General features: G+C 64.3%; 6 protein-coding genes. 3 read left to right on the plus strand and 3 right to left on the minus strand.

Features of this window, described 5'->3' with window-relative positions; all coding sequences use genetic code 11:
- Window positions 1–207 precede the first annotated feature (207 nt).
- From ABDW49_RS24640 to ABDW49_RS24650, 3 genes are all read left to right on the plus strand, one after another.
- A complete protein-coding gene (locus ABDW49_RS24640; protein WP_343616118.1) occupies window positions 208–1,953 on the plus strand; it encodes a ShlB/FhaC/HecB family hemolysin secretion/activation protein in 1,746 nt (581 codons plus the stop codon).
- A gap of 11 nt (window positions 1,954–1,964) precedes the next feature.
- Window positions 1,965–7,649, plus strand: a complete 5,685-nt coding sequence (locus ABDW49_RS24645) for an MBG domain-containing protein (protein WP_343616120.1) — start codon at window positions 1,965–1,967, stop codon at window positions 7,647–7,649.
- A 389-nt stretch (window positions 7,650–8,038) separates the two neighbouring features.
- Window positions 8,039–8,947, plus strand: coding sequence for a LysR family transcriptional regulator (locus ABDW49_RS24650; protein ID WP_343616122.1), 909 nt, complete (start codon window positions 8,039–8,041; stop codon window positions 8,945–8,947).
- On the opposite strand, the gene ABDW49_RS24655 is transcribed toward ABDW49_RS24650, so the two are convergent.
- From ABDW49_RS24655 to ABDW49_RS24665, 3 genes are all read right to left on the minus strand, one after another.
- Complete coding sequence (locus tag ABDW49_RS24655; RefSeq protein WP_343617389.1) at window positions 8,920–10,200, minus strand: MFS transporter; 1,281 nt, start codon at window positions 10,198–10,200, stop codon at window positions 8,920–8,922. The genes ABDW49_RS24650 and ABDW49_RS24655 overlap by 28 nt on opposite strands.
- Window positions 10,201–10,378: 178 nt before the next feature.
- Entirely contained in the window at window positions 10,379–11,254 is an 876-nt protein-coding gene (locus ABDW49_RS24660) for a tyrosine-protein phosphatase (RefSeq protein ID WP_343616124.1), read from the minus strand.
- Window positions 11,255–11,268: 14 nt separating this feature from the next.
- Entirely contained in the window at window positions 11,269–13,620 is a 2,352-nt protein-coding gene (locus tag ABDW49_RS24665) for a TonB-dependent receptor (RefSeq protein WP_343616126.1), read from the minus strand.

Genomic DNA, 13,620 nt, shown 5'->3' on the forward strand with positions numbered 1-13,620 from the left:
TTGACGCATACTCAAAACTTAGAAATGAAGAATGCTTGTCACGGCTGGTCCATCGGCCTTGACAGTAAATCCAGCACCTTACGTAAAAATATCCTCATGTTGAAATTCAGCATTAGGTAACATCTGACAAGTAAGTGAAACGCCGAAAGCGGGCCTGTCGATATTGCCACGCCTAAATATATTTTTTATAGTAGGGGCATCTATACAATGAAGAAATGTCAAACGCGCGATTCGCGCGCCATGTGGCGTGCGTCTGTCGTGTTCGCGGCTGCATTTCTTACGGCATCGCCTGCCATCGCCCAGACGGCGCCTTCGGCAAGCCGCGTGGCACCTGAAAGTCTGGCCCCCTTGAAGGCTGATGAAACGGGCGCCATCGCTCTGCCCGAACACGCCACGGCCGATGCACCGCCGGGCGCGGATCGGCTGAATGTGACGTTGCGCCAGGTTCTGGTGGAAGGCGGTCGCCCGGAATTCGCCGCAATCTCCCGGCAAGTCACCGCCGAGCTGGCCGGGCACAGCGTGAAGGTCTCTGAAATCTACGCCGCCGCGGGACGGATCGAGGCCGCCTATGCGCGGGCCGGTTTCGTGCTGACCCGTGTCACCCTGCCGCCGCAGCGCATTGTCGATGGCGGGGATGTACGCTTCCTGATCGTCGATGGCTATATTGAGGATGTCGATGCCAGCGGCGTTCCGGCCCGCGTGCGCACGGCGGTCCGCAAGCGGGTGGGCAGTCTGGTCGGAGCCAAGGGCCTGACCCTGGCGCAGATCGAGCGGCGCGTGCTGCTGGCGGGCGATGTGCCGGGGGTGCAATTGCGCACCACCCTGATACGGGGCAGCGCGGTAGGGGCCACCCGCCTGATCCTCGAAGCTAAATATCGCCCGATCTCGGCTTCCCTGAGTCTCGAAAACGATCTGGGCTATGCTTATGAGAACCAGGCACTTTCTGCACAGGTGGCGCTCAATTCGGTGCTGGGGCTGGGCGAACAGCTCTACGCTCAGGCGACCACCGGGCCGGACATCGGCACGCTGTTCGACGGCGCGCCGCGCCGCCGCGTGCTGGGCCTTGGCGCCATCTTCGCGCTGGGCGACAACGGGCTGACCTTCAACCCCGAATATACGGTGGTCGATACAAATCCGCGCGTGCCGCAGGGCGGCGTTCAGGTCACTGGCCATTTCGAACGCCTGTCCTTCCGGGCGGCCTATCCCCTGATCCGCACGCGGCGGGAAAGGCTCGGCCTGTCGGCCAGCTTCGATCTGCTCGCCGAAACCGAGGAAGCCAAGGCTTTCGGCCTCACCCTCAACCATGACCGGCTGCGCATGGCCAACATTGGCCTCAACTGGTCGCGATCGCTGGCCGCCAGCACGGTGATCGCCACCGATGCGCAGTTCACGCAAGGCATCGCCGGACTGGGCGCACGCAAGCTGAGCGATGTCATCGCCACCAACATCCCCTTCACGCGGCAGGGGGCCAAGCCTGATTTCAGCAAGCTGGGCGGCCACTGGCGCAGCGACACGCAATTGGGCGAGGGTTTAAGCCTGACGACCATCGCGCGCGGGCAGGCCTCGCTTTCGGGCGTGCTCCCCGCCCCGGCCCAGTTCTCGCTCGATGGCAGCGATGCGCTCTCCAGCTTCTCGCAAGGCTCGGTCAACGCCGACAGCGGCGTGACGGGCCGCGCCGAGCTGGCGCGGGCCATGCCTTATGGGCGGCAGAACCGCAGCCTGATCACCCCCTATGCCTTTGGCGCGGTGGGCTATGGCCATGTCAGCAACCCGACGGTGCTGGAGGCGGAGAACATCAACACATGGGCCTTTGGCGGCGGCCTGCGCATGCTGGTGGCGGCCTATGACACGGGCCTGACCGGTTTCAGCATGGTCGAAGTCAGCCATGGCCACAGCACGACGCTGCCGCAGAACCCCACGCGGGTCTCGTTCAGCTTCACGGTTCGGTATTGAGGGGGCGGCAGATGCAGCGTTTCACAAAGCTCACACTTGGCGCCAGCAGCAGCGTCCTGGCCCTGCTGGCCACGATGACCTCCAGCCCGGCCCTGGCGCAGGCGTCGCTACCGGTGGGCGGCACGGTCGCTTCTGGGCAGGCGCAGATCGGCGTACCCACGGGCGGCACCCTGTCGATCAACCAGTCGAGCGCCAAGGCCATCATCAACTGGCAAAGTTTCGACGTCGCCGCCGGGCATGGCGTGACCTTCAACCAGCCTGACGCGGGCAGCGCCACGCTCAACCGCGTGACGGGCACCACCGCCTCGACCATCGCGGGCCAGATCAGCGCCAATGGCAGCGTCTATCTGATCAACCCCAATGGCATCCAGATCACCAAATCGGGCGTGGTCAATGTCGGGCGCGGCTTCGTCGCCTCCACGCTGGACATCGCGGACGCCGATTTTCTGGCGGGTAAGGGCGCCTTTGGCGGCACGGGCGGCGCCATCGGCAATGCTGGCACGATCACCACGAAGACCGGCGGCTATGTCGGCCTGCTGGGCGGCAGCGTCAGCAACACGGGCCTGATCCTGGCCCCCGCCGGGCAGGTGGTGATCGGCGCGGGCACCACCGCAACGCTCGACCTCAATGGCGACAGCTTTCTGCAGGTCGCCCTGCCCACCGACGCCGCGCTGACCACCAATGGCGCGGCAGCGGCGCTGACGGGCGCTCAGGCGCGCGATGCGGTGCGCAACATCGTCAACCTGCCGGGCAGCATCAATGCCCGCAATGTCTCGGGCGAGAGCGGCAATGTGCTGCTGAGCGGCACGATCAATGTCGACAGCGCCAGCGGCGATGCCGGCCACATCATGGTGCTGGGCCATGAGGTGACCGCCAATGGCACGCTGACCGCTCGCGCCCTGGGAGCGACTGGCAAGGGTGGTTTGGTCGAGACCTCCGGCAACACCGTCGATTTCACCGGCATCCATGTCGACACCAGCGCGGCACATGGCAGCACGGGCACATGGCTGATCGACCCTGCCGATGTTACAATTGATGCAACGACCGCCAGCGACATCTCCAACAATCTGGCCAACAACAATGTTTTTCTGCAAACAGCAGCGAATTCTGTAAGCGGCGGCGGACTCTCGAGCGCTCCCCCTATCTCAGTTGGCCCCGGCGACATCTACGTCAACAGCGCGATCACCTGGAGTTCGAGCAACAGCCTGACGCTCAGCGCCTTCCACAGCATCATTTTCAACGCACCTGTCACCGCTTCCGGCAATGGCGGGTTGAGCCTGACCACCAACAACAATGCTGACGGCACCAGCAGCGGCGGCATGCTGACCTTCAACAGCGGCGGCCGGGTCCAAATGCTGGGCAGCAATGCCTCACTGTCGATCAACAGCACCACCTATACGCTGATCCACAGTGTGGCCGATCTGCTCAACATCAACACCAATCTGGCGGGCAATTACGCCCTGGCCCAGCCCATCGACATGGGCGGCAACACCTATACGCAAAGCCCCATCGCGCCCTGGATCAACGGGCCAGATGTGTTCACCGGCAATTTCAACGGGTTGAACAACACGATCAAGAATCTGAAGATCAATGTCACCAACCCCTCTGAAACCAGCATCGGCCTGTTCGGTGCGATCGGCACGCAGCAGACCCCCAATTCCATCGGAACCGTGTCCAACCTCGGCCTTGATGGCGGCAGCGTCATCAACAACGCCGTCGGCAACATTTTTCTCGGCACGCTGGCAGGCAGCAATTCGGGAACGCTGACCAACGTCTGGTCGTCGGTCAACCTGTCGAGCAACCAGTTCGCAGCCGAAGCGGGCGGATTGGTCGGCTTCAATTGGGGCACGATCAACGGCGCCTATGCCAGCGGCACCGTCACCGCCATCGGCCCCAACAGCTGGGCCGGGGGGCTGGTCGGCTTCAATGAGACCGGCAGCACCATCACCAACGCCTATGCAACCGGTGCGGTGCGGGGCGGTTCGGGAAGCGGCGGCCTGCAGGGTGGCACCGGCGCGGGCAGCGATACGGGCGGGCTGATCGGCGTCAACTTCGGCGCCGTGTCGAATGTCTATGCGACCGGGGCGGTCACGGCCGGGGCCAGCACCTATATCGGCGGTCTGGTGGGCGAGAATATATCTCCGGGAACCGTGACCAACGGTTACTGGGATGCCACCAGCTCCGGCATCGGCACGGTCAATCACGGCGCGGGCACCCCGCTGACCACGGCCGAGCTTCAGAATGGCGGACTGCCCAACGGCTTCTCCTTATCCTTCTGGCGCGCCAGCAGTGGATCCTATCCGACGTTGGTCCAATCCTCGGCCGTCCTCACCCCACTGACCTACATCGTCGGCGATGCCTCCAGCACATTTGGCACGCAGGCTGTGACCGGAACGGTGACCCTGTCGGGCAACCCGGCCAATGTCAGTGGAACGGTCAGCCTGTATACGTCCTATCTCGGTGGTGTGCTGTCAGGGCTGGTCAGCCTGTCCGCCACTTTGGCCGCAGGGGTCTATTATCAAGGCGTTTCAGCGCTCACCGGTTCTGCTGCCGCGAATTATTCGATTGCCAGCTCCGGCAATATCGTCGGCCTGCTGACCGTCAACAAGCTGGCGCTGACCGGCAGCATCATCACGGGCAGCTCAGCCTATGGTGCCACGCTGGCGCCGGGCGCGGTCAACTTCACCAATCTGGTTGGTGGGGCAAGCAATGTCTCGGCCACCGTCGCCGTGGCCACCAGCGGCAACACCAGCACCGGCGGCTATCTCAAAGCGGGCAGCTACCTCGGCATCCAGAGCATTTCGGGCCTGACCGGCTCGGATGCGGGCAATTACACCTTCGCCGGGGTGACGGGCGATTATGTCGTCACGCCAAGGCTGCTGACCGGCTCGGTGTCCCCAGGCATGTCGACCTACGGTTCGCCACTGGCACCGGGCTCGGTTATCCTGACCAGTCTGATGTCGGGCGATGTCGTCACCGCCGGGGGCGTGACCTTTGCCACCAGCGGCAACACCAGCGGCAGCGGCAACCTCAAGGCGGGCAGCTACACCGGCATCCAGAGCGTTTCCACCATCAGCGGCGCGGACGCGGGCAATTACACATTGGCCACGCTGACGGGCGATTACACCGTCAATCCGCTGGCGCTGAGCGGCACGCTGAGCGCCGGTTCCTCGACCTATGGTTCGGCGCTGATGGCTGGCACCACCAGCTTCACCAATCTGCTGACGGGTGACGTCGTGACCGCAGGCCCCGTGACCTTCGCCACCAGCGGCAACACCAGCGGCAGCGGCAATCTGAAGGCAGGCAGCTACACCGGTCTCCAGAGCATCTCTGCCATCAGCGGAGCGGATTCCGCCAACTACAGCTTTGCGGGGCTGACCGGCAATTACACCGTCAACCAGTTGGCACTGACCGGCACGATCGGGACGGGCACCTCGACCTATGGTTCGCCGCTGACACCCGGTGCGGCCAGCTTCGGCAATGTGCTTGCCGGGGATGTGGTAACATCGGGCGCGGTCACCATCGCGACGACCGGAAACCTCAGCGGCAGCGGCAACCTCAAAGCGGGCAGCTACACCGGCATCGAAAGCCTCGCCTCCATCGGCGGCGCGGATGCGGGCAATTACAGCTTCGCCGGTTTGACGGGCGATTACACCGTCAACCAATTGGCGCTGAGCGGCACGCTGGCCGGAGGCTCGTCAGTCTATGGCGCCGCCCTGACGCCGGGGGCGGCGACTTTCACCAATCTCGTCACGGGTGATGCGGTGGTCGCGGGCGCGGCCACGATCACCACAACGGGCAACACCAGCGGCAGCGGTCACCTCAAGGTCGGAACTTACACCGGTATCGTGAGCCTTTCGACGATCAGCGGGGCGGATGCCGGTAATTACAGCTTCGGCGGGCTGCTGGGCGATTACACCGTCAGCCCTCTGGCCTTGACCGGCACGCTGGGCGCGGGCAGCTCGACCTATGGCTCGGCGCTGAACGCCGGGGCGGTCAGTTTCAGCAATCTGCTGACGGGTGACGCCGTGACCGCAGGCCCGGTGACCTTCGCCACCAGCGGCAACACCAGCGGCAGCGGCAATCTGAAGGCAGGCAGCTACACCGGTCTTCAGAGCATCTCTGCCATCAGCGGCGCGGATGCCGTCAACTACAGCTTTGCGGGGCTGACCGGCAATTACACCGTCAGCCAGTTGGCATTGAACGGCACGATCGGGGCGGGCACCTCGACCTATGGTTCGCCGCTGACACCCGGTTCGGCCAGCTTCGGCAATGTGCTTGCCGGGGATGCGGTGACGCCGGGCGCGGTCACCATCGCGACGGCCGGAAACCTTAGCGGCAGCGGCAACCTCAAGGCGGGCAGCTACACCGGCATCCAGAGCGTTTCCTCCATCAGCGGCGCGGACGCGGGCAATTACAGCTTCGCCGGTTTGACGGGCGATTACACCGTCAGCCAGTTGGCACTGACCGGTACGATCGGAGCGGGTTCCTCCATCTATGGTTCGCCGCTGACACCCGGCGCGGTCAGCTTCGGCAATGTGCTTGCCGGGGATGCGGTGACGCCGGGCGCAGTCAGCATTGCGACGACCGGAAACCTTAGCGGCAGCGGCAACCTCAAGGCGGGCAGCTACACCGGCATCCAGAGCGTTTCCTCCATCAGCGGCGCGGACGCGGGCAATTACAGCTTCTCCGGCTTGACGGGTGATTACACCGTCAACCAGCTGGCCCTGACCGGCACGCTTGCAAACGGCTCCTCGACCTATGGTGCGGCCCTGACGCCGGGCGCCGTCAGTTTCGCCAATCTGGTGACGGGCGACACCGTGACATCAGGCGCCGTGACCATCGCCACCACGGGCAATCTGAGCGGCAGCGGGCATCTTAACGCCGGAAGCTATACCGGAATCCAAAGCGTCTCGACCATCGGCGGCGCCGATGCGGGCAATTACAGCTTTTCCGGTTTGACGGGCAATTACACGGTCAACCGGGCCGCGCTCAACATCGCGGCCAACAGCGGGCAGTCCATGGTCTATGGCGCGAGCATGCCGGTGCTGCTCTACACGCAAACCGGCCTCGTCAGCGGAGACAGCATCAGCGGAGCGCTGGCAACCGGTGCCGTTCAGGGGGCCAATGTCGGCAACTATGCGATCGGTCAGGGCAGTCTTGCCGCGGGCAGCAATTATACCGTGACCTACACCGGAGCGAATCTGGCCGTGACGCCAGCGACGCTGACCTATGTCGCCGATCCGGCCACCCGCTTTGCCAACACCGCCAATCCGGTCTTTTCCGGAAGCGTGTCCGGTTTTCTGCTCAAGGACACGCTGGCCAACGCCACAACCGGTACGCTGAGCTTCACCAGCAGCGCCACGCCGCAATCGGCGCCTGGGCTCTACGGGATCGTGGGCTCCGGCCTGAACGCGGGCAATTATGTGTTCGTGCAGGCACCGGCCAATGCCATCGCGCTGACGGTCAATCCGGCCGCGAGCGATGCGGCATCGCGCACGGTCAGCCAGAACACGCTTGCGAGCAACGCTCAGAGCAGCGTCAATGACGTGCAGGCAGCGTCGTCGAACAATGATGTCGATCCCGCAGACATGACCAATCAGACCGGCTCATCCGATCCGTCCAGAGCGGGCGCACCGCAGGGGCTTTGTGTGTCATATGGCCCAGGCAAACCAAAAGTCTGCATATCGCACTAAAGCTGCGGGAAACGGCCCGTCAGATGGGCGGGCCGTCGTTTCCTCATCGCAACAGGGGAAAGGTTCGAAAATTTTATAATGATAATGAGCTTGCCATGTGTGCATGGCCTGATGGGAGTCGAAGCAATCCGACCGGATTCCATAGTCACAAGGCCTGGGCAGTTCATTCGCGTGATAGAGCGAGATCAGGCTGCGGTCGCGCGGGGACAGGCCGGGGCGCTGCCAGACATCATCGAACAGCGCTGTGTCACTGATGTTGGTGGGACGGTGTCAGCCATGATCGGTGGCTTCCTGTGAAACTGCGGTGGGGGGTGAACTGGCTTCTAGGCCTGCGCGCGGATCGGCATTAGACTGCGCAATGTGCAACAGGTTATGAGCTGGATTCAACAATGGCCCGCAGCAATCTCAACGACCTGCTCGCCTTCCGCGCCGTGGCGGTGGAGCGCAGCTTTACCCGCGCCGCCGCGCAGATGGGCGTCTCGGCCTCGGCGCTCAGCCATGCGATCCGCGGGCTGGAGGAGAGGCTGGGCATCCGCCTGCTCAACCGCACCACGCGCAAGGTGGTGCCGACCGAGGCGGGCGACCGCCTGCTGCTCAGCGTTGGGGCGCTCTTCGACGGCGTCGAGGCCGAACTCGCCAGCCTGAGCGCGCTGAGCGACCGTCCCTCGGGCACGATCCGCATCACCACCAGCGCTCATGCGGCGCGCAGCATTCTGGAACCGGCGCTGATCCCGCTGCTGGCGCAATATCCGGATCTGAAAGTCGAACTGAGCGCGGACGCCGGTTTCGTGGACATCGTCGCCGAAAGGTTCGACGCCGGGGTGCGCCTTGGCGAGACTGTGGCGCAGGACATGATTGCCGTGCGCATCGGGCCAGACATGCGGATGGCGGCGGCCGCCTCGCCCGACTATCTGGCCCGGCATGCCGCGCCGCTGGTACCGCATGATCTGGCGCGCCACAATTGCATCAACCTGCGCTTTCCCACCTATGGCGGGCTCTATGCCTGGGAGTTCGAGAAGGATGGGCGCGCGCTCAATGCGCGGGTCGACGGGCAGATGATCGTCAATGACACCACGCTGGCCCTTCAGGCCGCGATGGACGGGCTGGGCATCGCCTACATCACCGAGGATCAGGTGCTGCCGCTGATCGCGCAGGGCCGTCTTGTCCGCGTGCTGGAGGACTGGTGCCCGCCCTTCCCCGGCTATCACCTCTATTACCCGAGCCGTCGGCAGCATTCCTCGGGCTTTGCGGTGCTGATCGAGGCTTTGCGTTATCGCGAGACCAGCGCCCCAGGGTGAGACGCCGCGCGCATCCTGCTGCCGACGCCTCCAGCCAGAAGCAACACGCCGACAAGGCCCGCCAGCGCGGATGGCAGGCTGTAGACCAGCCTCAGTGCCAGAACGGCATGGCCGGAGGGCGCAAGGCCCGGCGTAAAACCGGCTCGTTCCAAAGCCCACAGCGCCATGCCGATCCCGATCCCCATGGCCAGCTTGATCGTCACATTGAACAGCGCGTAATAACTGCCCGAGCGGCGCAGCCCTTGCTCCGCCTCCTGCCCGCAGACATCGGCGACCATCGCGCGCAGCAGCATGTAGTCCGCGCCCCAGCTCATATTGCGCAGCACCAGAAACAGCACGAGCGGCGCCATCTGCCCGCCCGGCAAAACCAGCGCCAGCGGTGCCATCAGCGCCTGCCAGCCATAGACCAGAAGCAGCGTGCGCCTTTTACCGATGCGACGGCTCATCGCCGCCCACAAAGGCAAAGTGACGATCACCACCAGCCCCTGCACCAACACCAGCGTGCTGCCCCACCCCTTGAGACCGAGCCCCTGCTCGACAAAGAACACGAACGTGCCCGCGCTGGAAGCATCCGCCAGCCCGACCAGCGCATAGAGGCCGAGGATCTGCACCAGTGCCCGGTCACGCAGAATGGTGCCAAGCAGGCGCAGCGGGTTGACCGCGCGCCGCGCCATCACCCGGTCGACCGGCGGCTCGGGGATCTGGCGCAACACCAACAGGACCGACACGGGCGCCAACACCATCAGCAGCACGCCCATCGCCGCCATCTGCCCGGCGCGACCCGCGCCCCACAGGCGCTCCATCAGGCTGGGCAGGACGATGATCAGCGGCATACCCGCCGCCGCGATCCACACTTTGGCGCCCATGATCCGCGTGCGCTGATGCGCGTCCGCCGCGATTTCCAGCCCCCAACCGCCATGCGGGGTCAGCATCAGCGTATAGCCGAGATGCATCACCAGACACCATGCGGTGAGCGCGGGCATGCCGATCCCGCTCCGCGCGAAAAAGACCTGCCAGGTGCCCATCACCACCAGCGGCACGCCCACCGCCATCCAGGGGCGGCGCAGGCCAAAACGGGTGGGGAAGCGGTCGCTGGCCCAACCGATGAAAGGGTCCAGAACCATATCGAAGAGGCGTATGCCCATCAGCAGGGCGCCCACCATCGCCAGAGGCAGGCCCAGCACCTGCGCGAAAAACCCCGGCAGATAGATCCGCCAGGGCAGTTCGATGGCCTGAAAGGTCAGGACCGGCAGGGAAAGACGCCAAGCTGAAACAGGGTCAGTCGCGTTTCACGAGGCTTGCGCAGATCCATGTCCATCGCCGTTCAATCCACCCCGATCCGACCCTTGTCAGCTTGAGCCCCCGCCTATTGGCCTCTTTCATGACAGTTTGGGGGAAACCCCGCGCCAATCGACGCGGGGTTCGCGCATTTCACTGCGTGTAGAGGCTGCGCAGGCGGATCAGATCGGCATGCGACAGACCCAGCTCATCCTTGAGATAGCCGTCCGCGCCGCCGGGATGCTGGTCCACCACCTTGAACACCGCCTCGATATAGCTGCGGTCGGCGGCCATCATCGGCTTCAAGACCTCGGGCGGCAGCTTCGCCCAGGGAGCGCTGGCGGTGGCCTTGCTGTCCTTGCTCATCAGCTTGGCGGCGTCGAGATAGCGGTTGGTGAGCAGATAATCCTCGATCACCGTCTCGCGCGGCACGCCCAGCGCGGTGAGGATCAGCGCGGCGGCGATGCCGGTGCGATCCTTGCCCGCGGTGCAGTTGAAGGCCAGCGGCACGCGATGCGCCAGAAGCTCGCCGAACATGCGGCGGAACTGGCCGTTGAACTGGGTCAGCAGCCGGGGATAGCTGGACGCCAGCGCGGCGCGCGACTGCTCGGCGGTCCAGTGGGCCATGTCGCCGGTGGGCATCGCCATGGCCATGTCCATATGGTAATCGTCGCTCAGCACCTTGGGCGCATGGGCGGCGGGCCAGTTGGCGGGTTCCGCGCCGCGCTCGTTCACGTCGCGGAAATCGCAGACGGTGCGGATGCCCAGCTTTTCCAGATAGGCGTAATCGGCAGGCGTCAGCCCATGCATCGAGCCCGAGCGGAACAGCACGCCCCATTTGACGATATGCCCATCCTGCGTGCGATAGCCGCCCAGATCGCGGAAATTGCGCCCGCCCTGCAGCGGCAGCAGGCGCTGATGCGCGGTGCTTTCCGCCTTGGGGGCCTGAGCCGGAGCATGCGGCACCAAAGCAGGCGAAACGGCAAAAGTCAGTGCGCCCAGCAGCGCCAGAACATTACGAGTGGTCATGAAATCTCTCCCGATCAGAATTTGACGTTGGCTTCCAGCCCATAGGTGCGGGCTTCGTTGAACATGCCGTAGGTGCCCAGATACTGGCTGAAGGCCTTGTAGAAGATATGCTGCTCATTCAGCAGGTTGCGTGCCCAGGCCGAGACGGTCAGTTTGCTCGCGCCCATGTCGATGTCAGCCAGCGCGAGGCGGCCGTTGACGATGAAGCTGGGGTCGCCCTTGGGCTGGATGTTGGGCGTGGGATCGTTGGCGCTGACATAGAAGCCATTGTCGTAATTGGCATCGAGGTGCAGGCGCAACTTGGCGCCACGCAGCGGCATTTCGTAATCCAGCGAGCCGCTGGCCGACTGGGTCGGCGTGTAGACCGGATAGATCTTGACCGGCGTGTTGCTGATCACGGCCACGCCGCCCGACACCACCGGATAGGGGTTGGCGGTGTTGGGGATGGTGACGTGATTGTAGGCATAGCTGGCATTCAGCGTCAGACCCGCGACCGGATTCAGCGTCAGCTCCGCCTCGATGCCCTTCAGATGCCCGGTGCCCGGCGCATTGGTGGTTTCCAGCGTGGTGCGGTTGCTGTTCTGCAGATTGCCATTGGCATCATACTGCAGATAGCTGGCCGAGAAATCGACCTGCACATTCTTGTAGGTGCCCACATAGCCCGCCAGATTGAAACGCGCCCGGTGGTTCCAGAACTCGGTCTTGGCGCCCACCTCGAACATGGAGACGGTTTCGGGCGCGAAGGGCTGATAGGTCAGCGAGCGCGAATTGGCGCCACCCGACTTGTAGCCGGTGCTCCACTTGCCATAGAGATGCACATCGCGCGAGGCATCCACCGCCAGATTGATCATCGGATCGACCCGCGACCACGAAGCGTTCAGATTGAGCGGCGCGACCACACCCGTCACGCTGACCGGCGTGGCGCCGTTGATGGTGAAGAGCTGGCCGACCTTCTTGTCGTTGCTGTAACGCAGGCCGCCGGTGACATGCAGGATGTCGCCCGCCAGATCCGGCGTGTAGGTGGCCTGAGCATAGGCGCCGTAGCTGTCGGTCTTCACATGGCTGGCGCGGTCGATGGTGACGGTGTTGTAGTCGATCGACAGCACAGTGGCGGCGGTGCCGGTGGCGTTCCACTGCATGGTGTTGGGCGCCTGCGCATTGTCCTGCACGCGCTCCTCGTAGAACAGGGCGCCGGCGGCGAATTTCAGGCGGGGCGTCTCGCCGATGATCTGGAGTTCCTGGCTCAACTGGTTCTGGCGGAACTGGGCGAGGCTGGCGCGACTGAAGGTGCCGTTCGGCGCATAGACCGAAAGGTTTTCCGAGCCATTGTCATACTGCGACTGGGTCAGCTCGCGATAGGCGCTGATCGACTTGAAGGTCAGATGCGGCGCCGCCTCCCAGTCCAGAGTCAGGCGGTGGCCATGGGTGCGACCCACACTGGGAAGCTGAGGCACGCCCACCGTGGCCACCGAGGCGCGGGTGGGCTGCAAGGGCTGGGCCGGGGCGCGGGCCAGCGAGCCTGCCGTGATCGCCTGCACATAGGCCGAAGTGGCCGCGTCATAGGAAATATCGAAGGCATAGTCGGCGGTGAAATTGGGCGCCGCCTTCCACAAGGCCTCGGCATGCAGGCCGCGCTTGTCATAGGCGTTGAAGTCCGATGCCCCGACCAGCGGGTTCTTCACCAGACCATCGCGATGGCTGACGATGCCGTCGAACTTCACGCTGATGTCGTGGAATTCGGGCAGATCGAGATGGGTTTCGGCCTTGTAGCTGCCGTAATTGCCGAGCCCGAAGGTGGTGCTCATCTTGAACTTGCCGCTGGGCTTTTTGGTGGTGATGTTCACCGCGCCGCCTTCGGTGTTGCGGCCGAACAGCGTGCCTTGGGGACCTTTCAGCACCTCGATGCTGTCGACATCGAACATGGCGGTGCCAAGGCCTTGAGCGCGGCCCATATAGACGCCGTCGATGTAGATGCCGACGCCCTGATCGCGGGCGGGCTGATTGCTGTCGGACAGCACGCCGATGCCGCGCACATTCAGGATCAGCGCCGAGGGACGCGCGAAGAAAGGCGCCACGCGCAGCGAGGGGATCGCACCATCGCCCAGATCGAGCAGCGAGGTGACATGGCGGTTGGCCAGATCGTCGCTCTTCATCACCGAGATCGAGATCGGGGTCTTCTGCAGGCTTTCAGGACGCTTTTCGGCGGTGACGACGATGTCGGTCAGGCCCTGATCGGCGGCGTCGGCCGCGACGGCAGCGGTCGCCGCGGGATCGGCCTCATGCGCGGCGGCAGGCAGCGCCCACAGCGCAAGGCCCAGAGCGGAGGATGACAGCAACAGGCGACAGGCGCGGCGATGATCGAGCAT

This window comes from Novosphingobium sp. (genome assembly GCF_039595395.1).
GTDB lineage: Bacteria > Pseudomonadota > Alphaproteobacteria > Sphingomonadales > Sphingomonadaceae > Novosphingobium.

Coding starts and splice junctions, on each gene's coding strand:
- ABDW49_RS24660 (WP_343616124.1), bottom strand. CDS start 11,254: ATGACCACTCGTAATGTTCTGGCGCTGCTGGGCGCACTGACTTTTGCC.
- ABDW49_RS24650 (WP_343616122.1), top strand. CDS start 8,039: ATGGCCCGCAGCAATCTCAACGACCTGCTCGCCTTCCGCGCCGTGGCG.
- ABDW49_RS24640 (WP_343616118.1), top strand. CDS start 208: ATGAAGAAATGTCAAACGCGCGATTCGCGCGCCATGTGGCGTGCGTCT.
- ABDW49_RS24645 (WP_343616120.1), top strand. CDS start 1,965: ATGCAGCGTTTCACAAAGCTCACACTTGGCGCCAGCAGCAGCGTCCTG.
- ABDW49_RS24665 (WP_343616126.1), bottom strand. CDS start 13,620: ATGCTCGATCATCGCCGCGCCTGTCGCCTGTTGCTGTCATCCTCCGCT.